The following is a 21812-nucleotide window of genomic DNA, read 5'->3' as shown; positions in this document are numbered from 1 at the left end:
CGCTTCGCGCTGCCACCTCCCCATCGCTGCGCGACAGGGAGGACTCCCCTCACCGCCCCGACAAGATCTGCCCCAGCAGCACCCGCAGCGCCGGGGTCACCGCCGCCAGCCCCTGCGCAACCACCGCCTCGCCGACCGCCTCACGCGTCAGCGCCTCGGGCCGATCCTTCACACAGTGCCAGAACAACGAAGCCAGCTCGCCCAGCCCCAGCCGCCCGTCCGCCGCGCGCTCGACCAGCGCAAACAACGGCCCCAGTTCGCCCTCCGCCGCGACCAATGCCGCGAAACTCGGGCGCAGCACGAACACCCGCTCGCCGACCAGCAGCTCGGCCTCGCCGCGCAGCGCGTTGGCCGCGCTCACAGGCTCACCACCGCGCCGCTCGATTCCAGGTTCAGCGTATAATTGCGCTCGCCATTATAATCGCCGGCATAGTCCAGCCGCGTCACCAGGAACCGCCCGCGCAGCCGCTCGCCGCTTTCGAAACTCAGCTCATAATCGTCGATCGTTCCCGCCAGCGCATGGCCGCGCACCCGCACCTCCGCCGCCGAACCGGTAAAAATCCCCGCCGCGCTTACCGAAACCGATCGCACCCCGGCCCCCGACAGCAACGCGCGCCATCCGCCCGAATCCTTGGTCGTGACGTTTACCGCCTCACCGTTCACCGACAGCTGCGTTGTGCGCAGTCCCGCCACCGTCTGATAGCTCGGCGGCGCCGCGCCATTGCCGACCTTCAGCAGAAAAGCGCTCCCATTTTCAATTGCCATCGTCTAATCTCCTCATCAGAAAAACATGCGGAACGGGGAGTCGCAGGATGCTGATTACGTCATTGTTTATTGCCGCCATGATCCAGTCGCCCGCGGTCGACACGACGCGCGCGGCCTTCACCAAATGCTTGCGCGACGACATGAAAAAGGCGCTCGAGGCCAAGGTCGAAGAGGTCGAGTATGAAATGACGCTCAAGGCGAATTGCGGGACCGAACGCGACGCGTTTCGCAAAGCGGTGATCGCGCTCGGCCGCTCAGGGGGCGATTCGGAGAAGATCGCAACCGAAGACGCCGAGATGCAGATCGAGGATTACCACGCCAATTTCACCGACAAGTTCAAGGATTATAAATCCAACAACACGATGCCGGGGGAGTAAGAAAATCCTCCCTGTGGCGAAGCCATGGGGAGGTGGCAGCGCGAAGCGCTGACGGAGGGGCTTTGGCGCTACCGTCGCGGCCCCTCAACCACTCATCTGCGATGAGCGGTCCCCCTCCCCATCGCTTCGCGACAGGGAGGATCAAGCCTCCGCTCTTCATCCCACCAAACACCGACACCGCACGACGACCTCGTGCCGCCACCCGCCGTCACGCCCGAAACCGAACCGCGTCCGCACCACTCGAGCGCTGACCACCGACCAACCGTCCGCCGCGCCGCGCAGCCCCGCGACCATGGCATCGATCCGTCCCGCCGCCGCGTCATCGACCGCGCCGCCCACGCCCACCAGCGTCAGCGTCAACCGCACCTCGCGCCCCGCGCGATCCTTGGTGCCCCAATCAACGCCCTCTGCGGCGCCCACCGAAACATAGGGCGCGCTCACCCGCACTGGCACCCCGTCGAAAACCCCATGCACCAGCCCCGCCAGCGCGGCATCGCCCGAGAGCAGCATCAGCGCCTTCGCCCGCACCGCCTGCTCGGCGCCGCTCATCGCCCGCCGCCCAGGCTCAGCACCCGCCACGGCTGCCACAGCGCCGCGATCACCACGGGCGGGGCCGGGTCTTTGCCGTCGCGCGCATCATATAGATGCTGCGTCATCCGCACGATCCCCTGCCGGATCGCCTCGGGCACGCCCGCGCCGTCGTCAGCGATCCCCGCCCGGTAGGTGACACGGACGCGCGCCGCGGGACCGGGCGTTTCGATCGCCAACCGGCCGCTCCCGTCCGGCGCCGCCGACAAATGATAGGCATCGGCGGCAAGAGCCGTCTCGCCGCCATCCGCCGCGACCAGCCGCACCGCCTCCACCGCCACGACCGGTCGCACCGTCAACCGCAACGTGCCGCCGCTCAGCGCCAGCACTTCCGTCGCCGACCGTCGCACCAGCCACTGGCCGACATACGCCTCGCAAACGCTCGTCGCGGCGCGCAGCAACTGCATTACGACGGCATCGTCGATCACCGTCCCCATCCGCAACCACCCGCGCGCTTCGCTCAGGCTGACCGGGGACTCCCCCGGCACCAGGCTCATCGTCATCGCCATGTCTCCATCAAGAAAAATCAGCGCCCGGCCTCGCCCGAAAGGGGGTGAGAGCGTGGCCGGGCGCCCATCGCGCCAGCGCGAAATCAGCTGGCGGCGAATTTCATCAGCTTGATGGCCTGCGAATCGATGATCGCACCGCCGACCCGTTTGGTTGCATAGAAATGCACAAACGGCTTGTTGCTGAACGGATCGCGCAGGATGCGCGTCTCGCCGCGGTCGGCGACCAGATAGCCGGCGCGGAAATTGCCGAACGCGATCGACAGGCTGTTCGCCGCGACGTCGGGCATATCCTCGGCCTCGACCACCGGATAGCCGAGCAGCGTCGCCGCCTGCCCTTCGACCAGCCCCGGCTGCCAGATGAAGGCGCCGTCGCTCGTCTTGAACTTGCGGATGCGCGCCAGCGTGTCCGAATTCATCACCCACACCGCGCCTTGGCGATACGGAGCACGCAACGAATGGACCAGCTCGACCAGCTTGTCCTGCGGGTTCGCCGCCGGAAACGCCCCCGCGGTCCCCGTCGCCAGATGCTGCACCGTCCCGAACGCCCGCACGCTGTCGATCTCGTTGGTGGTGGCATAGGTCAGGAAGCCCTTGGGTCGGTTCGTGCCATTGCCCGTCACGAACGCGCTACCCTCGGCGACCGCAAATTCGCGCCCCAGCTGGTCGGCCAGCCAGTCCTCGACGTTGAACATCGCATCGTCCAGCATCGCCTGGCTCGCCGCCGGATTGGCGTAGAGCTCGCCGGACGGCGGCACGATCTCGGCAAAGCTGCGCGTCGCCGTCTCGGGCCGCGCTGCGGTCTCGCCGACCCAGCCCGCGCCCATCGCCCCCGTCGCCACCAGCTTGCGATAGCCGCTCGTCCCCGTCTGCACTACGGTCGCGATCGACCGGATCGGCGACAGCGATTTCAGCGTCGCGGCAATGCTGCCATCGATCTCGTGCGGCACCGCAAAACCGCCCTCGCCGCCCGTCGTCCCCGACAGGCTTTTCATCTCGACGCCCGCATCGATCCCGCGCCGCAAATAGCGTTCGACAAACGCATCCCGCGCCGGATCGGCCGCCTTCGCCCCGTCGAGCGGCAGGCGCGACGCCGCCACCGCCTGCGCGTCGACCTGCGCCTTCAGTGCCGCCACCGACGCCTTCAAATCATCAACCGCCTCCGCCGCCAGCACCGCATCGAACGCGCCGTCCAGCGCATCGGCCTTTACTTCCATATCCACTTCCATGCCCGTCACTCCTTCGTTGAATCCCGTCGCCCCCGCGAAGGCGGGGGCCGCTGTCGTTCTTGCGCTGCCCGTCAGGTGGCCCCCGCCTTCGCGGGGGCGACGAGTTGATTTTCCACCGCAATCACCCGCGCCAGCGGCTGCATCGGCATCGCCACCAAACTGACCTCGCCCAAATCCAGGCTCAGCAACTCGCGCGGATGGCTCCCGCGCGCCGCCGTCACCCGATACCCAAAAGACAATCCCGTCAGCGCCCCGCGCGCGACCAGCGCCGCCGCCGTCGGATGCGTCACCCGCGCCACCACCCGCAGCCCGCGCGCATCCTCGGCCAATGTTTCGATCACGCCGACGACGGCGCCTGGCCGATGCTGCCACAGCAAAGGCACCGCACGCGGCTCAGCCAAGCTCGCCGCAAACGCCCCCGCCCGCACGACATCACCGCCCCGATCGACCCGGTCGAACACCGCGGCATATCCTGCAAATCGGATGGAGCGGGGTTCGCGCGGAGACGCAGAGACGCGGAGCCTTTCTTCCCCCGCTTGCCCTGAGCTTGTCGAAGGGCTGTTCTTTTTTGCAACGTCGTCGAAGGAAGAACGGTCCTTCGACAAGCTCAGGACAAAGGGAGAAAGGTAAGCTTCTCTCCGCGCCTCCGCGTCTCCGCGTGAACCCTTTGCAAATGCCGCCCCCCTCACCGCAGCAACCCCGGCAGCCCCAATTTCACCGCCAGCCCGACGACCAGCAACGCCAGCATTCCGCGCACCGCCCAATCGACCGCCGCCTTCCACGCGCTCGTCTTGGCATCGCGCCACGCCCCTAGCAGCTGGCGCAGATCGCCCACATCCTCGCGCGCCGCCGCATCGGCCAGCCCCAGCCGCGCCAAAGCCCGCCGCGCCCCCAACTCGCTCGCCTCCTCGACCACCGCGCGCAGCAGCGCCGCGTCGGGCGCGCCCGTCCCCGCCAGCGCGATCAACCGCGCCAGCGCCTCTTCCTCGTCCATGTCGATTTCCTCACTAAAACCCCTCCCCCTTGGATGGGGGAGGGTTGCGAAGCCTTGGCAGCTTGCTGCCTAGGCGAAGCTGGGTGGGGGTGGCCCGCTCTCCGCGAACGCTATCCCACCCCCAACAACGCCTTCTTCTCGTCCGCGCTCAGCCAGTCCGCCGCCGACACCTCGTGCCACAGCGCCATCCGGTCCTCGGCCAGCGCCGGCACCTTGTCCAAATCCACCCGCAGCTCGGCCCCCTCGAACCACCCGCTCAGCCCCTGCGCGATGCCGCCCAAAATCTTCCCCACCAGCGGCAACACCGTCAGCCGCCACAGCGCGCGGTTCGCCTCGCGATAATTGGCATAGGTCGCATCCCCGGGCAGCCCGAGCAGCATCGGCGGCACCCCGAACGCCATCGCAATCTCGCGCGCGCTCGACTCCTTCAGCGCCAGGAAATCCATCTCGGCGGGCGACAGCGACAACGCCTGCCACTTCAGGCCACCCTCCAGCAGCAACGGTCGCCCCGCATTCGCCCCGCCCGCAAAGCTCTCCGCCAGTTCCTCGCGCAGCCGCTCGACCTGATCCGCCGACAACGGCATTCCCTTGTCGCCCGGGTCATGCACCAGCGCCCCCGAAGGCCGCGCTGCATTGTCCAGCAGCGCGCGGTTCCACGCCGCCGCCGCATTATGCGCCGCGATCGCGCCCGTCGCCGCGCCCAGGCACCCCGCACCATAATGATCGTCCAGCGGATGCAGCGCCTTCACATGCACCACCGCGGTCCGCCCCGCGCCATCCTCGGCGGGCAGCACCACCGCCGATCCGCCCGCCTTGTAGCGATAAGCGACCGGCCACCCGCGCGCATCGGCCTCGACCGTCACCCGCTCGGGGCGCAGCGCAAACAGCTCGACCGGCGCCCCTGCGCCATCGGCCAAAATCTGCACATAGCCATTGCCATGGAGCAGCAGCTGCGACGCCAGCGTCTCGACCAGCCCCTGCCCGCCCGACGTCCCCGAGATCAGCGCCGCCAGCGCCGGATCGCTCGCCACCACCGGCGCGCTGCCCGCGGCCTCGGCCACCAATTTCACGCTGCGCTGGACAATCGCATTGCCCAGATACCCCTCGCGCAGTTGCGCCTCATACGACAAAGGCGCGGGCGCCGACCCCATGATCCCATAAGTCCCATACACCCGCGACAAAGCAGGCCGCGCAGCACCCTGCGCAGCCTTCCGGCCAAACCAGTTCATGATGTTCTCCTGCATACTCCCCTCTCCCTTGAGGGAGAGGGTTGCGAAGCCTTGCGAGCTTGCTCGCCAGGCGAAGCTGGGTGAGGGGATCACCCGCTGAACGGCACTTATCCCCATCTGCATCAACATGTGCGAGACCAATGGGTGGAAATGGCCGCTGTTCATGGTTGGCTATTTGTTCTCACTCGATTATGCCTGTGTTCGGCAGCCGTCCTATTCGGCTTTCTGACCGGAACCGTAGCCTCTGAATCGGCGCGGAGGCATCGGGCCTTCCGGAGCGCGGGCTCAACCCCGCCGTCAGAAAGAGGCAAGTCATGCGCCGTGTAAATGTACGCGCGTATTGGCGCTGGCGGCACAGCCGGATGGAGCATGTCAGTGCTCACACCCGGCGCTGGCCTAACCAGTTGTCGTTCAACTTCTAGGTCGAGGTGAACGGGTAGGGCGGCTGTCACCCTTACGGGATAAATTCCGCATATGCGGACTCGCATATCGCCGCCGACCGCTCAAGTAAAAATTATCCCATCAGGATAATCTCAAACCCGCCTAACCCCCACAACCCGCCCCATCCGCACCCCCTCCAGCAACGCCGCGAGCGCCCATACACACGCATCCGCCCTATCGGGCGACCGCCCCGGCCCCGCATAACCCCCGCCAATCTGCAAGCCGCACAGCTGGTCATCCAGGTCGGCGAACGCTCCCGCATGCACCACCTGCCCGCGCTCATAAGCCAGCGCCACCGGCTCCGCGCGCCGCGCCTTGCCGACGCTCGCATGCACCGCGCGCACCGGCAGCCGGGCATCGGCCTGCGCCAGCGTCGCGGCAACCATCTCGCCGCCCATATTGCTCTCGGCCACCACGCGCTCGGCGCCCCAGCGCGCCGCTGCGGCCGCCACCGCCTGTGCCCACACCCCGGGCGCGGCGCGCTTGACGGTCGCGTCCTCGACCACCGCCAGCCGCCCGTCGCGCAGCAACGCCGCGACCACGATCCCGCACGCATCGCCCTGCGCGCTCGCCGGCGGATCGACCCCGATCACCACCCGCGCCAGCTTGCCGATCGCATCCGCATCGACCCGGCACCGCTCGATCAGCGCGCGCGACCACAGCGCGCCCTCGACATCCTCCAACAGCTCGCCGTTCAGCTCCTGCCGCCCCAGCCGCGTGCCGTCGTAGATCGACCCCATCGTCGCCAGCCACCGCGGCGACAGGTTCAGCCGGTTGCTCGCCGTCGTCCCGCGCGTCACCGCGACACCCTTTTCCTTCATCAACCGCCGTACCAGCGGCACCCCGCGCGGGGTCGTCGTCGCGACCACCTGCGGCTGCGCGCCGATCCGCATCGTCAGCATCAGATTGTCCCACGCCGCCTCGCCCTGCGGCCATTTGGCGATTTCGTCGCACCAGGCGGCTTGATGTTCGGGGCCGCGCAAACTGTCTGGCTCGGCCGCCGAATAGAGCGTCGCGACGGCGCCGTTCGGCCAGGTCAGCCGCCGCAAACTGCTTTCATAATCGGGGCGCAGCGCATCGGGCGCGATCGCCAGCAGGCCGCTCTCGCCCTCGACCATCACCTGCCGCGCCTCGTGCAGCGACGCTGCGACCAGCGCGATCCGCGCCCCCGGCGTCGCTTCCGCAAATTCGCGCACCCACTCGGCCCCGGTCCGCGTCTTGCCGAACCCGCGCCCAGCTAGCAGCATCCAGACATGCCACTCGCCCGCAGGCGGGCATTGGTCCTCGCGCCGCCACCAGGACCAGTCGGTCAACAGCGTTTCATAGCGATCCTCGCGGATCCGTTTGAACCATGCGTCATAGTCCTTGTCCGGGATGCCGCTGACTTCGGTCAGGCACCTCAAAAATCGTCGCCCGCTTCGCCGCGCTCGGCGGCGGCCTTCGCGCGAATGTCATCCAGCTTCGCCCGCAGCCGTTCCTTCGCGCTCCCTTGCGTCGCCCCGCCTCCGCTACCACCCGGCAGCTTCGCCCCGCGCACCGCCGCGCGATGCGCCGCCAGCAACGCCAGCCCCAGCCGATATTTCTGCGCCCGCGATTTCAGCGTCGCATCCTTCACATTGCCGCTCGGTGCCACCAGCGCCTCCGACAATAGCTCGGCCTCCAGCCGCGCAAACCCTTCGCACAGCGCCTCGTGCCAGCGCGCCGCGAACCCGGCATTGCGGCGCCGCTCGCGGTACATGGCATTGCCCGACATCCCCGCCGCGCGCGCCGACGCCGCGACGTTCGACGATTCCGCCAACGCTTCCAGAAACTGCGTCATCTGCGCCGCGCTTGGACGCACGCCGCGCGTATCGCCAATCGCCGCCTTGCCGATTTGCGCCATCGATCATCCTTTCCCAAACGCCAGTCGGGCCGGAACAGCCTCCCGCCAAACGGAAGGCCACCGGCCCGACTCGCAATTCTTCATGATGTACGACATGTGCCATATCAGCGTGACGATGTCAAGTACAAATAACCTATATGGTTATCCTATGCGCTTTTCGGCGGTTCCCACAGTTCGATCGGGTTGCCCTCCGGATCATGGACCCGCGCGAAGCGGCCGGTCGCCGGGTCGTTCCACTCGTCCTTGGTGATCACCGCGTCGCCCGCTTCGTGAAACGGGGCCAGCACGGCGTCGAGATCATCGACGCGCAGGTTGATCATATACTGGCGATCGGCGGCGAAATAGTCGGTGTCGGCCTTGAACGGCGCGAACACCACTGGCCCGGCGGAGACACTCCACGTCCATTCGTCGATCGCACCGGTGTCGTCGGCGTTGCATCCCGCACCGATGCCCAGCCGTTCCTTGTACCAGGCGTTGAGCGCGTCGGGATCGCGCGCCCGGAAAAACAGTCCGCCGATGCCTTTGACATGTCCCATCTCAGCCTCCCTGTCCTGTTTCAGGCAGGCTAGCCCGATTGGCTCAGCGTTTCCACTCTCCGCTGCCGCGGAATTCTTCGCGGACCTGGCCCGACTGGTTGAGCCGGGGGTCGGTGTAGGTCGGCGACGGGACTGGCGCGGCGACGGGCAATGTCATGACGGGGGCGGTAGGCGCTATCGTGCCGGGCAGCGGCGCGGCGGCGGCATCGGGGAGCGGCGCACCGACGCCGCTCAGCATCGGGGCCGGACCTGCACCGGGCGGCAGCCCCTGACCCTTCAGGATCGCCAGCTGCTGCGCGAGCGGCAGATAGGGGCCGGGTACCGGCTCGCGGCCCAGATACGGCGCGCGGAAGGCGTCGGGCATGCCCCAGCGGCCGCGCCAGCGGTGAAAGATATGCGCGCCGACGATATTGGTCATCACCAGGCTCTTGCCCCAGCGCGGCCAGATCGCCTGGGTGTGATAATGGGTGGCCAGGCCGACCTTGGGGAAAACAAAGCCGCCGAGCGCCGCCGAGGCGACGCGGCTGGCGCGCAGCCAGTTGGGCTTGCTGGGCGCACGCGCCATCGCACCGTCGCAGCTGAAGGTGAACTGGCAAACCCCCGCGCGCTGCGATCCTTGGAAAACGACGCCGCACACGGTGTTGGGAAAGCTGGGGTGGCGAACGCGGTTGATCACCGTCTGGGCGACGCCGCGCATCCCGTCGTCGGTCTCGGACGCCGCCTCGTAATAGATCGCGGCGGTCAGGCAATAATGCGCGCGTTCGCGGTCGAGCGCGGTGACGCCGCGAAAGACATAAGGCTTGGCGGGCGGCCCGACAAAGGCCTCGTCGCGCAGCAACGCCGGGTCGGCGGGGGGCAGCGCGGCGGCATCGCCAAAACCGATACTGGTCGGATCGGGCAGCGTCGGATCGATCTTCAGCGCCGCCTCATAATCCTCGGCATTCATGATTGCCCAGCGCGCCGGGTCATAGGCGCGAAACTCCAGTGGCACCGAAACGCTGTACGGGCCAAACACCGCGGGCGGGCGGAGCTGCCCGCTCGACAGCAGGAACGCCAGGCACGCGACCGCCATCACCGCAACGATCGCGGCCCAAAAGGCGCGCCCCGGCCCCGCCGGTTTCTCCGGCGCCGGGTCGCGCCACGTCGAGCGGGCGGTCAGGTTGAGTTCGGGCTTCATGCGCGCATCAAATTCCATCGCCCCGCCCGCGCCGATTCGCGCGAACGGGGTGCCAATCCGCCTTATACGCGCAAACGCCAATAAAATGTTGCAGTCGTGGGCGATGTGCGGCGGCAGGACGTCCAGACTGGACCCGGAAAGGTTCATAGGCGGGCGTTAGCGACCTGTTGACGCCGTTCGGATAACGTCGCGCCATGACCGACGTCGGCATCCCATCCTATCGGCGCAGCGCGCGCACCGATTGGCGCATGTGGTTGCTGTTGGCGTTTGGGCTGGTCTTTCTGTGGGCCGGATCGGTCATTGATCCAGCCAACAATTGCAGCGAGGATGGCCGCGAATGCGCGCCCTGGCTGGTGCCGCTGGCGCAGGGATTCGGGGCGCTGGTCGCGCTGGGCGCGGGGCTCAACATGCTCGCCAATCCGAACCGCGGCAGCTTTATCGATCCCGCGACCGGCGATCTGGTGTGGTGGCAGGGCCGGATCGGCAGCAGCGGCGGCGACGAAGGCCGCATCCATCCCTCGCAGATCGGCAAGTTGCGCATCGTCCGACAGGACGACAGCGACGATGCGGTGCATCTCTATGACCGCGCCGGCGACCGGCTGTTCTGGTTCGATGAGGAGGTGATCCCGTGGCCCTATGAGCGCTGGGCGGAGCGGCTGGCGGCAGCGTGGCCGCACATCGTCGTCGAACGAAGCGACTGACGGTATCGATCGCGGCGGCATATCCGCCGCGATGGTTCGGCCCGGCGCCGCAAGGGCGCCGGGCCGAAGATCATTCAGGCAGGCTGAAGATTGACAGCCGAGGTCTTGCCGCGCTGGTCGGTTTCCAGCTCGTACGAAACGCGCTGTTCCTTGTTCAGCGTCGACATGCCGGCGCGTTCGACGGCGGTGATGTGGACAAAGCTGTCGCCCGAGCCATCTTCATTGGCAATGAAACCATAGCCCTTGTCAGTGTTAAAGAATTTTACGGTGCCGATCGGCATGGGATGTTTCCTTTCACGAAAACAGATAATCAACCGGCAAAAGCACCGGAGGAGCTGGTAGCGCGTGAAGGGAAGTATCAGCCGTAGGCATCAAATTTCCGTCGCAGGCGACGTTAGCGAAATCCTACTGCGACAAATTTGACGAAAAGTCAAGCTTTTGCGCAGGTCATCGAATCCCAGTCGCGCCGAAGCCTCATGATTTGGTGATATCGTCGCGCGCTGCGTAGCGATATCCGATCCGGGCAAAATCGGTTTGGGCGCAAGGTCGTCGAGGCGGCGCGCAGCACAGTATTTTGTACCGGTTGCTTTGCATAAGCGTCGGTGGGCGCCATGGCCGGACGGTTGGCGCAGAGGAAACGCGTGTCCGCAGTGTGCGGGAACGCATGCGATCATTGGGGGTAGGCATGACCGACGCACAGCGGCGCGAACGAAATTTCTGGTGCTTCTGGTTGGGCGGATTGCTCATCCTGGCGATCATGATCGCGATGAATCCTCTGTTTGCGAACGACGTCTCGCCATGGGGGATCAGGGACCATCAATCGGCTGGGAGCGCCATGCGCGTTGATGCCATTCAGGCCGCGTGGCAGGCGGCGGGGGTGATGGACATCGCGCGGTGGGCGATCGCGTTGGACCTTGTCTATATCGCGGTCTATTCCTTTGGCGCCTATCGCGGCGGGCAGATGTTTCGCGCCGCGGAAAAGCCGGCGCTGCAAAGGCTGGGCTGGCTGATCATGATTGCCGCGATCATTCTGTGCGTCGGCGACTATATTGAAACAATCTGTCAATTTATCCAGGCACTGCGCTTTGCGGGCGATGATCGCTTGGCCGAAATCGCCGCCGCGGCGCAGCCGATCAAGTCCACGGCGTTCCTGATCAGCCTGTTCGGTGTCATCGCCGCCTTGATCATCCGGCGGCGAGGGCGGCGCTCCGCATAAGGCCGATATCAGAAGATCGCGCACCCCGCTCTCTCATTCCCCCTTGCCGACTCACCCGCCGCAACGTATACGCAGCGCACTTCTTGACATGGTTAGCCAGTTGGGACGTCGGGGCCGCGGGCCGCGGCGGCTATACCCACATGCTTGCCGGTCATCCGATTTGAAAGACTGACTTGGCTGATCTTGACGTCCTGACTGCGATCATCGCGCCCGAAGCCGAGGCGATGGGCCTGTCGCTTGTGCGCGTCGCCTTCTTTGGTGGCGAGAGCGATCCGACGCTGCAGGTGATGGCCGAACGGCCCGAGACGCGCCAGCTGACGATCGACGATTGCGCCGACCTGTCGCGCCGCATTTCGGTGCGGCTCGACGCGCTGGAGGAAGCGGGCAAGGATCCGATCGATCAGGCGTATCGGCTGGAAGTGTCGTCGCCGGGGATCGACCGCCCGCTGACCCGGCCGAGCGACTTCGCCGACTGGGCGGGGCATGAGGCCAAGGTTGCGCTGAAGGAAAAACTCAACGGCCGCCAGCGCTTCAATGGGCTGCTGGTCGGGATCGACGGCGATATCGTCACGATTTTGGACAAGGAAGAAGTCGAGCACAAACTGCCGTTCGACGCGATCGACACGGCCAAGCTGGTGCTCACCGACAAACTCATTGCTGCAACCGTCCCGCTTTCCACCGAAGGCGCCGACGAACTGGAAGAAGAAGGACAGGACTGATGGCCACTGCCATTTCCGCCAACCGCGCCGAACTGCTGGCGATTGCCAACAGCGTCGCCAGCGAGAAGATGATCGACAAGACGATCGTCATCGAGGCGATCGAAGAAGCGATCCAGCGTGCCGCCCGCGCCCGCTATGGCGCCGAGAATGACATTCGTGCGAAATTGGACGTCCAGACCGGCGACCTGCGCCTGTGGCGCGTCGTCGAAGTCGTCGAGACGGTCGAGGATTATTTCAAGCAGGTCGATCTGGCTGCGGCGCAGAAATTGCAGAAGGACGCCCAGCTCGGCGACTTCATCGTCGATCCGCTGCCCGCCGTGGATCTGGGCCGCATCGACGCGCAGTCGGCGAAGCAGGTCATTTTCCAGAAGGTCCGCGAAGCCGACCGGGCACGCCAGTTTGAAGAATTCAAGGACCGCGCGGGCGAGCTGATCACCGGCGTCGTCAAGTCGGTCGAATTCGGCCACATCGTCGTCAACCTGGGCCGCGCCGAGGGCGTCATCCGCCGCGACCAGCAGATCCCGCGCGAACTGATGCGCGTCGGCGACCGCGTCCGCGCGCTGATCCTGTCGGTGCGCAGCGAAACGCGCGGGCCGCAGATTTTCCTGAGCCGCGCGCACCCCGACTTCATGAAGAAGCTGTTCGCGCAGGAAGTCCCCGAAATTTACGACGGCATCATCGAGATCAAGGCCGCCGCCCGCGACCCGGGCTCGCGCGCCAAGATCGGCGTGATCAGCTATGACGGCAGCATCGATCCAGTCGGCGCCTGCGTCGGCATGAAGGGCAGCCGCGTGCAGGCGGTCGTCCAGGAAATGCAGGGCGAAAAGATCGACATCATCCCCTGGTCGGAAGACACCGCGACCTTCGTCGTCAACGCGCTTCAGCCGGCAACGGTCCAGCGCGTCGTCATCGACGAGGATGACAGCCGCATCGAAGTCGTCGTTCCCGACGACCAGCTGTCGCTCGCCATCGGTCGCCGCGGCCAGAATGTCCGTCTCGCCAGCCAGCTGACCGGCAGCCAGATCGACATCATGACCGAAGCCGACGCGAGCGAAAAGCGCCAACGCGAATTCGTCGAACGCTCGACGATGTTCCAGGAAGAGCTGGATGTCGATGAAACGCTCGCCCAGCTGCTGGTCGCCGAAGGCTTCACCGAACTCGAAGAAGTCGCCTATGTCGGCATCGAGGAACTCGCCGGGATCGAAGGGTTCGACGAGGAACTGGCGCAGGAACTGCAGAGCCGCGCGCTCGAAGGGCTGGAGCGCCGCGAAGAAGCATCGCGCGCCGAACGCCGCGAATTGGGCGTCGAAGACGATCTGGCCGCGATCCCGCACCTGACCGAAGCGATGCTGGTCGTGCTGGGCAAGGCGGGGATCAAGACGCTCGACGATCTGGCCGACCTCGCCACCGACGAGCTGATCGCCAAGAAGCGCACCGACAACCGCCGCGGCCCGCCGCGCAGCGAGCGCGCCGAGGACAAGGGCGGCGTCTTGGGCGAATATGGCCTGAGCGAAGAGCAGGGCAACGAGATCATCATGGCGGCGCGCGCCCACTGGTTCGACGACGAACCGGCAACCGGGGAGGCCGCTGATGCGGACCCCGCACAATGATCAGCTGAGCGAACCAGACCGCGCTGGTCGGCGCGGCCAGCATGTGCCTGAACGGCGCTGTGTCATCACCGGCGAGGTTTCGCCGGCCGAAAGGCTTGTGCGCCTGGCGCTCAGCCCTGACGGCGATATTGCACCCGACGTGCTGGGCAAGGCGCCGGGGCGCGGGGCGTGGATCGGCGTCGATCGCGCCACGCTCGAAACCGCGCAGGCGAAAGGCAAGCTGAAAGGCGGGCTCGCGCGCGCGTTGCAGGACAGCAATTTCACGATCCCAGACGATCTGGGCGCGCGGATCGAGGCGCAGCTGGCGCGCGCGACGCTCGACCGGCTGGGGCTGGAATCGCGATCGGGCACCTTGCTGAGCGGTAACGAGAAAATCGAGACCGCGGCGCGCAAGGGGCAGGTGCGCCTGCTCCTTCACGCCAGCGATGCGGGTGAGGATGGGCGCAAGAAACTGGCGCAGGCCTGGCGCGTCGGTCAGGACACCGAAGGATCGGGGCAAGAGGGACTGGCATTGCCGGTAGACCGAAACGCCCTATCTATGGCATTGGGCCGCGAAAATGCGGTCCATCTGGCGTTGATCGACGCCCGCGCCGCGGCGCGGGTGCTGGCGCATTTGAGCCGCTGGCAGTTTTTTACAGGATGGAGTAGGGACGCGGCCAACCGCGATTCCGACCCGCATGCCGCGCCGCTTGCTGGCGAGGACAAAATGGGGGCGGCGCCGACAGGCTCCGCCGCTTCGGACGCGTTTTGAAGGAATGATGAGTTTCGATGAGTGACGAACAGGACAAACCGACCCTGACCCGCAAGCCTTTGGGGCTGAAGCGGACGGTCGAGGCCGGACAGGTGCAGCAGCAATTCAGCCACGGCCGCCGCAATACGGTGGTGGTCGAGGTGAAGCGTCGCCGCGTGCTCGGTCGTCCCGGCGATCCTGCGCCCGAACCGGTGGTCGAAGAAGTCGCGCCCGCTCCGGCGCCCGCGCCCGTTGCTGCGCCCGCTCCGGCGCCGAAACCCGCCGCGCCGCGCGTAAACGAGAATGACAGCCTGCTGTCGCGCCAGGAGCGTCAGGCACAATTGCTGCGCGAGGCCGAAGAGGCGCGCATGTCGTCGCTCGAGGACAATCGCCGCCGTGAAGAGGCCGCGCGCGCGCGCGCTGCCGAAGAGGAAAAACAGCGCGCCGAACAGTCGGCCGCCAAGCCCGCCGAGCCGACACCTGCACCGACGCCGGTAGCCGCTGCCGAGCCGGTTGCCGAAGCGCCCGCCGTCGAAGCGCCGAAGGCTGAAGCCGCCGCGCCGCGCGCGCCCACCAGCGCCGCACCCGCGCCGCGCCGCTTTACCCCGGTCGAGGCGCCCAAGCGCCCTGAACCCAAGCGTCCCGAGCCGAAACCGAGCCGCGGCGGTGACGCCCGTCGCCAGTCGGGCAAGCTGACCGTAACGCGCGCGCTGAACGAAGATGAAGGCGCCCGTGCCCGCAGCCTTGCGGCGCTGAAGCGCGCCCGCGAAAAGGAAAAGCGTTCGCACACCGCTTCGTCGGGTCCGCGCGAGAAGCAGGTCCGCGAAGTCGTGGTACCCGAAAGCATCACGGTTGCCGAACTCGCGAACCGCATGGCCGAAAAGACGGGCGACCTCGTCAAGGCGTTGTTCAAGATGGGCAGCCCGTCGGCCAGCACCGACACGATCGACCAGGATATCGCCGAACTGCTCGTCACCGAATTCGGGCATGAGATCATTCGCGTCAGCGAAGGCGATGTCGACATCCGTCATGACGAAGATATCGACGACGCCGAGCATCTGAAGCCCCGCGCGCCGGTGGTCACGATCATGGGCCATGTCGATCACGGCAAGACCAGCCTGCTCGACGCGCTGCGCGGTGCCAATGTCGTTGCGGGCGAGGCCGGCGGCATCACCCAGCATATCGGGGCCTATCAGGTAAAAACCCCCGACGGGTCGCTCGTCACCTTCCTCGATACGCCGGGCCACGAGGCCTTTACCGAGATGCGTCAGCGCGGGGCCAATGTCACCGACATCGTCATTCTGGTGGTGGCGGCCGACGATGGGCTGAAGCCGCAGTCGATCGAGGCGATCGCCCATGCCAAGGCGGCCGGCGTACCGATCATCGTTGCGATCAACAAGGTCGACAAGGAAGGCGCCAACCCGCAGCGCGTCCGCGAACGCCTGCTCGAACATGAGCTGGTGGTCGAGGAAATGGGCGGCGACGTGCAGAATGTCGAAGTGTCGGCGCTGAAAAAGACCGGTCTCGACAAATTGCTCGATGCGATCGCGGTGCAGGCCGAAATCATGGAGCTGAAAGCCAACCCCGACCGCGCCGCCGAAGGCACGGTTGTCGAGGCGAAGCTGGACAAGGGCCGCGGCCCGGTCGCGACGATCCTCGTGCGTCGCGGTACGTTGAAGGTCGGCGACATCTTTGTCTGCGGCGCCGAAAGCGGCCGCGTCCGCGCGCTGATCGACGATCAGGGCAAGCAGATCAAATCGGCAACCCCGTCGATGCCGGTCGAAGTGCTGGGGCTCGGCGGCGTCCCGATGGCGGGCGATACGCTCACCGTCGTCGAGAATGAAGCCCGCGCCCGCGAAGTCGCGAGCTATCGTCAGGAACAGGCGACGCGCAAGCGCACCGTGCAGGCTCCGGTCAGCCTGGAAGGCATGTTCGAGGCGCTGGCCGACAAGACCAACGTCATCCAGTTCCCGTTGATCATCAAGGGCGATGTGCAGGGGTCGGTCGAAGCGATCGTCAATGCGCTGAACAAGCTGTCGACCGACGAGATCCGCGTTCGCGTGCTCCAGTCGGGCGCCGGGGCGATCACCGAAAGCGACGTGACGCTGGCGGCCGCGACCAAGGCGCCGATCATCGGCTTCAACGTCCGCCCGAACGCCAAGGCACGCGACATCGCAAAGCGCGAAAATGTGCGCTTCATGTACCATGATGTGATCTATCACCTGACCGACGAAATCCGCAAAGAGATGGCGGGCGAGCTGGGTCCGGAACGGATCGAAACCGTGGTCGGCCGTGCCGAAGTCAAGGACGTGTTCCCGGCCGGCAAGCGCGACAAGGCCGCGGGCCTGCTCGTGCTCGAAGGCGTCATCCGCAAGGGGCTGCACGCGCGCCTCACTCGCGACGACGTCATCGTGTCGGCGACCACCATCGCATCGCTGCGCCGCTTCAAGGACGACGTCGCCGAAGTGCGCGCCGGGCTGGAATGCGGTGTCGTTCTGTCGGATACCAACGACATCAAGGCGGGCGACAATCTGGAAGTCTTCGAAGTCGAAATGCGCGAACGGACGCTTTAACAGGCGTCCGCCGCGCGCGGATCTAGGAGCGTCAGCATGGCTCGCTACGTCGCCCTGTTCGGCAGCATCAATGTCGGGGGCAACCGGCTGACCATGGCCGACCTGCGCGCGGCGTTCGCGGCGGAGGGATTTGCCGACGTCGAGACGGTCGTGGCCAGCGGCAATGTCATTTTCTCGCACCCCGCGCGGCCGACGCGCGGGCTGGAGGAAAAGCTGACGCTGATGGTCAGCGACCGGTTCGACATGCATTGCGCGGCGCTGGTGCGTGATCGGGACGAGCTGGCCGCGGCGATCGCCGACAATCCGTTCGCGGGAACCAATGAGGACAAATTCGTCCACACGATGTTCCTCGACGGGCAGCCGACGCAGGCGCAATTCGACGCACTGGCGGCGGACAAGTGGATCAAGCCGAATGAGCGGCTCGCGCTCGGCGACCGTGCGCTCTATATTGATTATGGCGACGGGGTGGGTGAGAGCAAATTGACCGCGCGGCTGATCGAGCGGCGGCTGGAGCATAAGGGAACGGCGCGCAACATGCGCTCGATCGCGCGGATCGTCGCGAAGCTGGATGAACTGGAAAAAGGTGCGGCATGAAAGCGGCAGACACTAAAGGCCCCACGGTTCGCGCGCTGCGCGTCGGCGAACAGGTGCGCCATATCCTGTCCGAAATCCTCGCGCGCGGCGACGTGCATGACGATCAGCTGACCAAGCATCCGGTGAGCGTCACCGAAGTGCGCATGTCATCGGACCTGCGCCACGCGACGGTGTTTGTGAAGTCGTTGCTGGGCAAAGAAGAAGAGGCGGTGCTGAAGGCGCTGCGCACCAACACCGCCTGGTTGCAAAAGAGCGTCGCCGAACGAATGGCGATGAAATATGCGGCGAAGCTGAAATTCCTGTCGGATGAGAGTTTTGACGAGGCGAGCCATATCGAAAAATTGCTGCGCGACCCAAAGGTCGCGCGCGACTTGGCCACCGATACGGGTGATTAGAGCGCGGTCACGCCGCAAATTTGTGGGGCGTGACTCGGCTCACCGACCCTGACTGCGCCAGCGCTTGACGACCCGCTCCAGAATTTCCGCCTCGCCGCCGGTTTCTCTCCACAGCTTCGAGAACAGCGGATCGCTCGATGCAGGCCGCTTGTCCTCCGCCAGCGTGTCGAGATAGACGCGGATCGGGATCGATACGCCTTCGCCGCACACGATGCATTCGCGGTTGCGCAGCGCCGGGATCGAATCGATGAACCCGCGCGCGCCTTCGGGCATCGCGGCTTTCACGAAATGTTGATCGCGCTCGTTGTTCAGGCGCATCGAGATGATCGTCCCGCACTGCGACAGCACGCCTTCGGCCAGATCGGACGGGCGCTGGGTAATCAGGCCCAGCGACACGCCATATTTGCGGCCTTCCTTGGCGATCCGCTCCAGGATCTTGCGCACCGCCTGCCCCTGCCCGACGTCCTTCGAGGGGATGTAGCGATGGGCTTCTTCGCAAACGAGCAGGATTGGGCGCTGCGGCTCGCCGCGCGACCAGATCGCATAGTCGAAGGTCAGCCGCGACAGCACCGCAACAACAACGCCGGTGATGTCCGACGGCACCCCCGACACGTCGATGATCGAGATCGGCCGGCCGTCGGACGGCAGGCGGAAAATCTTGCCCAGGAACCCCGCCATCGTGTCGGCGACGAGCATCCCCGAGAACATGAAATTATAGCGCGGATCGGCGCGCATTTCCTCGATCTTGCCCTTGATGCGCATGAACGGCGCGCTCGACGTCGCCTTGTCGAGCTTGCCCATCTCGTTGGTGAGGATGCTCAGCAGGTCGGACAGCAGATAGGGAATCGGCGAATCGACCGTGATCTTGGTCATCCCCTCGGCCAGCCGGTTCTTCATCCGCGCTTGCAGCAGACAGCGCGATAGCACGTCGCAGTCGGATTGACGGTCGCGGCCCTCGGCGGTGACGAACACTTCGCAATGTTCCTCGAAGTTCATCAGCCAATAGGGCATGGCGAGGTTGTCGACATCGAACAGCGCCCCGATGCCCTTGAACGCCGCCGAATACTCGCCGTGCGGATCGATCATCACGATATGGCCTTGCGGCGCCAGTTCGCAAATCTTGTGCAGGATCAGCGCCGCGCTCGTCGACTTACCCGTCCCCGTCGACCCCAGCAGCGCAAAATGCTTGCCGAGCATCGCATCGACATACAGCGAGCCGCGAATATCCTTGGTCGGATAGACGGTGCCGATTTCCACATGCGCGCGCTCATCGGCGGCATAGATTTGCTTGAGGTCGGCGCTGGTCGCCGCGAACACTTGGCTACCCGGGATCGGATAGCGAGTGACGCCGCGGCGGAAATTCGAAATGCGGCCAGTGATTTTTTCTTCTTCGCCTTCGCCCAGAAAGTCGATGGTGGCGACGATCAGCCCTTCGCCACGCTCGTGCAGTTGCTGGTCGCGGATGCTGGCGATCAGCCAGATGTTTCCGACGCGAACCTTGACCTGCGCCCCGACCTGCCCCGCCATCGCCACCGCGGCATCGCTCGACCCCGACAATCTGCCGATCGTCGCGGCGTCGAGCAGGATGCGCGAGGCCGATCCCGAAATATCGATCACTTCGCCGATCATCAGATCGTCGCGATGATGGTTGATCACCGGCGCCACCGAAGCGGCCACGCCGCCACCGGCGAGCCGCACATGCTGCGCCGCGGTCGAATCACCGGCGGGAAATCCGCCACCCTGCATATCCATCAAAATGCCCCGCCTGAAATGGTCCCGACGGTGGGTATCGCAGGCGAGGGTAAATATAGGCTCAACGACGGCGGAAAATCGCCGATGCCGCATAACCGAGCAGCAGCGACAACGCGACCGCGGTCAGACCATAGAGAAAGCCGTGGCGCTCGGCCGCCAGCGCGACAAAGCGTTCGAACCCCGCCTTGCGGATCTGGACGTCGCGCGATGCGACCGCAAGCACGCGGCCGCGGCTGATCAAAAAGGTCTCGGCGCGATACGTGCCCACCGGCACACGCGCGGGCACCGGAATGCGGGCGCGATACAATACGCCCTCGGTAATCTCGACCGCCGCCGAATTTTCATAGAACAGACCGAGGCGACGATAGAGGTCGGTAAGGCCGGCCTCGAAACGTTCGAGCTTGCTCGCTTCCGAAAATTCGGTCGGCGACATCGACAGATTGGCCAACCCCAGCTCGAAAATCGCCGCGGTACGCTCATCGACCAGCTTGTCGATCGGGCGCGACGATCCAATCGCATAGAAACCGGGCGAGGTACGCAGCCGGATGCTGCTGGCGTTGACCCAGATTCCGGCGACCCGCCGCTTTTCGCGCAGCACGATCGGTCGCACCGGTCCTTTCAGCACGACGACGATGTCGGCGCGGTCGTCGGGCAGCCGCTGGCCGGGATACAGGATCGCTCCGAACAACAGCAATTCCTCGCCGGTAAAGCTGTACTGGATGTCGATCGCGCGGCTCGACACATCGGGGACCAGCCGCGGATCGGCCGCCTGCGCTGGGCTAGACGGCAGCAACAGCGCCGCCAGCCACAGGATCAAGGCAGCGCCGCGCGTCATTGCACCGAGTAAATTTCGTCAGGCCGAATGAACAGCCCGACCGCCATTTGCAGCGCCACCAACAGCACGATCACCGCCAGCGCCAGCCGCAGATATTCGGGTCGCGCCTTTTGCGCAAAGCGCGCCCCGAACTGCGCCCCAACGACGCTGCCCAGCAGCAGCAGCGCCGCCAGCACGATATCGACCGCCCCCGTTGTCAGCGCGTGAACCATCGTCGTCGCGATCGTCACGAACAGGATCTGGAACAGCGACGTGCCGACCACGACCTGCGTCCCCATGCCGAGCAGATACAGCATCGCCGGGACCATGATGAAGCCGCCGCCGACACCGAGCAGCATCGTCAGCACCCCGCCGATCATCCCGAGCAGCAGCGGCGCCAGCGGCGAAATATACAGGCCCGAACGGTAGAAACGCCAGCGCAGCGGCAGATTGGCGACCATCGGATGGTGGCGCCGTTTGCGCGCCGGGGCGGGCAATCCGGCCTGTGCGGCCCGAAAGCTGCCCCACGCCTCGCGCCCCATGAATGTACCAACGGTGCCGAGCAACGCCACATACAGGATCGAAATCACCGTATCGATCTGGCCCCATGCGGTGAGCAGTTCGAACAATCCGGCACCGATCAGCGATCCAAGCAAGCCGCCCGCGACCAGCACCGCCCCCATCCGCAGGTCAACACCGTCGCGTTCCAGATGCGCCATCACCCCCGACACGCTCGCGCCGGTGACCTGCGTTGCCGCCGATGCCGCAGCGACGGTCGGCGGGATGCCATAGAAGATGAGCAACGGCGTGGTCAAAAACCCGCCGCCGACCCCGAACATGCCCGACAGAAACCCGACCCCACCGCCCAGCAGGACGATGACCAGCGCATTGACCGACAAATTGGCGACGGGAAGATAAAGGTCCATGGGCCTCGAAACATGCGTCTGCGGCGTAAAACTGCGCCGAGTCCCATGACCCTAGACC

25 protein-coding genes are annotated in these 21812 nt (G+C 65.9%); 9 read left to right on the top strand and 16 right to left on the bottom strand.

Features of this window, described 5'->3' with window-relative positions; translation table 11 throughout:
• Positions 1 to 49 precede the first annotated feature (49 nt).
• A complete protein-coding gene (locus B4F07_RS17195) occupies positions 50 to 361 on the bottom strand; it encodes a gene transfer agent family protein (RefSeq protein ID WP_293702066.1) in 312 nt (103 codons plus the stop codon).
• Positions 358 to 765 carry a phage major tail protein, TP901-1 family gene (locus B4F07_RS17190; protein ID WP_293702064.1) on the bottom strand — a complete coding sequence of 136 codons (408 nt, stop codon included), beginning with the start codon at positions 763 to 765 and terminating at the stop codon, positions 358 to 360. The genes B4F07_RS17195 and B4F07_RS17190 overlap by 4 nt, the downstream gene beginning before the upstream one ends.
• 47 nt (positions 766 to 812) lie before the next feature.
• Between B4F07_RS17190 and B4F07_RS17185 the strand changes: the two genes are divergently transcribed.
• Entirely contained in the window at positions 813 to 1142 is a 330-nt protein-coding gene (locus B4F07_RS17185; protein ID WP_293702061.1) for a hypothetical protein, read from the top strand.
• A 156-nt stretch (positions 1143 to 1298) separates the two neighbouring features.
• Here the strand turns inward: B4F07_RS17185 and B4F07_RS17180 are convergent, their stop codons facing one another.
• The 10 genes from B4F07_RS17180 to B4F07_RS17135 all read right to left on the bottom strand — a co-directional run bounded on the left by B4F07_RS17180 (position 1299) and on the right by B4F07_RS17135 (position 9871).
• Positions 1299 to 1691 carry a DUF3168 domain-containing protein gene (locus B4F07_RS17180; RefSeq protein ID WP_293702058.1) on the bottom strand — a complete coding sequence of 131 codons (393 nt, stop codon included), beginning with the start codon at positions 1689 to 1691 and terminating at the stop codon, positions 1299 to 1301.
• Positions 1688 to 2233 carry a head-tail connector protein gene (locus B4F07_RS17175; protein ID WP_293702055.1) on the bottom strand — a complete coding sequence of 182 codons (546 nt, stop codon included), beginning with the start codon at positions 2231 to 2233 and terminating at the stop codon, positions 1688 to 1690. The genes B4F07_RS17180 and B4F07_RS17175 overlap by 4 nt, the downstream gene beginning before the upstream one ends.
• A gap of 89 nt (positions 2234 to 2322) precedes the next feature.
• Entirely contained in the window at positions 2323 to 3465 is a 1143-nt protein-coding gene (locus B4F07_RS17170; protein ID WP_293702052.1) for a phage major capsid protein, read from the bottom strand.
• Between the two features lie 71 nt (positions 3466 to 3536).
• The gene (locus B4F07_RS17165) at positions 3537 to 3950 is read right to left on the bottom strand and encodes an HK97 family phage prohead protease (RefSeq protein WP_293702082.1); all 414 of its coding nucleotides are present in this window, start codon (positions 3948 to 3950) and stop codon (positions 3537 to 3539) included.
• A 200-nt stretch (positions 3951 to 4150) separates the two neighbouring features.
• Entirely contained in the window at positions 4151 to 4459 is a 309-nt protein-coding gene (locus tag B4F07_RS17160; protein WP_293702049.1) for a DUF6127 family protein, read from the bottom strand.
• Positions 4460 to 4569: 110 nt separating this feature from the next.
• Positions 4570 to 5688, bottom strand: coding sequence for a phage portal protein (locus B4F07_RS17155; RefSeq protein WP_293702080.1), 1119 nt, complete (start codon positions 5686 to 5688; stop codon positions 4570 to 4572).
• Positions 5689 to 6221: 533 nt separating this feature from the next.
• Positions 6222 to 7532, bottom strand: coding sequence for a DNA-packaging protein (locus tag B4F07_RS17150; protein ID WP_414711719.1), 1311 nt, complete (start codon positions 7530 to 7532; stop codon positions 6222 to 6224).
• Complete coding sequence (locus B4F07_RS17145; RefSeq protein ID WP_293702046.1) at positions 7529 to 8011, bottom strand: hypothetical protein; 483 nt, start codon at positions 8009 to 8011, stop codon at positions 7529 to 7531. The genes B4F07_RS17150 and B4F07_RS17145 overlap by 4 nt, the downstream gene beginning before the upstream one ends.
• A gap of 146 nt (positions 8012 to 8157) precedes the next feature.
• Entirely contained in the window at positions 8158 to 8547 is a 390-nt protein-coding gene (locus B4F07_RS17140) for a VOC family protein (protein ID WP_293702043.1), read from the bottom strand.
• Positions 8548 to 8590: 43 nt separating this feature from the next.
• The gene (locus tag B4F07_RS17135; protein ID WP_293704925.1) at positions 8591 to 9871 is read right to left on the bottom strand and encodes a cell wall hydrolase; all 1281 of its coding nucleotides are present in this window, start codon (positions 9869 to 9871) and stop codon (positions 8591 to 8593) included.
• Positions 9872 to 9918: 47 nt separating this feature from the next.
• On the opposite strand from B4F07_RS17135, the gene B4F07_RS17130 reads away from it, so the two are divergent.
• Positions 9919 to 10425: a hypothetical protein gene (locus tag B4F07_RS17130; RefSeq protein WP_293702037.1), complete on the top strand. Its 507-nt coding sequence runs from the start codon at positions 9919 to 9921 to the stop codon at positions 10423 to 10425.
• 74 nt (positions 10426 to 10499) lie between these two features.
• Here B4F07_RS17130 and B4F07_RS17125 read toward each other — a convergent pair whose 3' ends face one another.
• The gene (locus tag B4F07_RS17125) at positions 10500 to 10706 is read right to left on the bottom strand and encodes a cold-shock protein (protein ID WP_120217235.1); all 207 of its coding nucleotides are present in this window, start codon (positions 10704 to 10706) and stop codon (positions 10500 to 10502) included.
• A gap of 404 nt (positions 10707 to 11110) precedes the next feature.
• Here B4F07_RS17125 and B4F07_RS17120 point away from each other — a divergent pair, with 404 nt between their 5' ends.
• The 7 genes from B4F07_RS17120 to rbfA all read left to right on the top strand — a co-directional run bounded on the left by B4F07_RS17120 (position 11111) and on the right by rbfA (position 18262).
• The gene (locus B4F07_RS17120) at positions 11111 to 11641 is read left to right on the top strand and encodes a hypothetical protein (protein ID WP_293702030.1); all 531 of its coding nucleotides are present in this window, start codon (positions 11111 to 11113) and stop codon (positions 11639 to 11641) included.
• A gap of 173 nt (positions 11642 to 11814) precedes the next feature.
• Positions 11815 to 12360: a ribosome maturation protein RimP gene (gene rimP / locus B4F07_RS17115; RefSeq protein WP_293702027.1), complete on the top strand. Its 546-nt coding sequence runs from the start codon at positions 11815 to 11817 to the stop codon at positions 12358 to 12360.
• Positions 12360 to 13970, top strand: coding sequence for a transcription termination factor NusA (gene nusA, locus B4F07_RS17110; protein WP_293702024.1), 1611 nt, complete (start codon positions 12360 to 12362; stop codon positions 13968 to 13970). The genes rimP and nusA overlap by 1 nt, the downstream gene beginning before the upstream one ends.
• Entirely contained in the window at positions 13951 to 14721 is a 771-nt protein-coding gene (locus B4F07_RS17105; protein WP_293702021.1) for a DUF448 domain-containing protein, read from the top strand. Before nusA ends, B4F07_RS17105 begins: the two co-directional genes overlap by 20 nt.
• A 17-nt stretch (positions 14722 to 14738) precedes the next feature.
• On the top strand, positions 14739 to 17273 hold the full coding sequence (infB, locus tag B4F07_RS17100; RefSeq protein ID WP_293702019.1) for a translation initiation factor IF-2: 2535 nt from the start codon (positions 14739 to 14741) through the stop codon (positions 17271 to 17273).
• 36 nt (positions 17274 to 17309) lie between these two features.
• Entirely contained in the window at positions 17310 to 17867 is a 558-nt protein-coding gene (locus tag B4F07_RS17095; protein WP_293702016.1) for a DUF1697 domain-containing protein, read from the top strand.
• A complete protein-coding gene (gene rbfA / locus B4F07_RS17090) occupies positions 17864 to 18262 on the top strand; it encodes a 30S ribosome-binding factor RbfA (RefSeq protein ID WP_293702013.1) in 399 nt (132 codons plus the stop codon). The genes B4F07_RS17095 and rbfA overlap by 4 nt, the downstream gene beginning before the upstream one ends.
• 39 nt (positions 18263 to 18301) lie before the next feature.
• Here rbfA and B4F07_RS17085 read toward each other — a convergent pair whose 3' ends face one another.
• From B4F07_RS17085 to B4F07_RS17075, 3 genes are all read right to left on the bottom strand, one after another.
• Positions 18302 to 20014, bottom strand: a complete 1713-nt coding sequence (locus tag B4F07_RS17085; RefSeq protein ID WP_414711721.1) for an ATP-binding protein — start codon at positions 20012 to 20014, stop codon at positions 18302 to 18304.
• A 61-nt stretch (positions 20015 to 20075) separates the two neighbouring features.
• A complete protein-coding gene (locus B4F07_RS17080; RefSeq protein WP_293702010.1) occupies positions 20076 to 20849 on the bottom strand; it encodes a TIGR02186 family protein in 774 nt (257 codons plus the stop codon).
• A complete protein-coding gene (locus B4F07_RS17075; protein ID WP_088442729.1) occupies positions 20846 to 21754 on the bottom strand; it encodes a sulfite exporter TauE/SafE family protein in 909 nt (302 codons plus the stop codon). The genes B4F07_RS17080 and B4F07_RS17075 overlap by 4 nt, the downstream gene beginning before the upstream one ends.
• Positions 21755 to 21812 lie beyond the last annotated feature (58 nt).

The organism is Sphingopyxis sp. UBA6723 (assembly GCF_002454115.1).
Taxonomy (GTDB): Bacteria; Pseudomonadota; Alphaproteobacteria; order Sphingomonadales; family Sphingomonadaceae; genus Sphingopyxis.
Note: the sequence above shows the minus strand (reverse complement) of the source record. Positions and strands in the feature narration are given on the sequence as shown.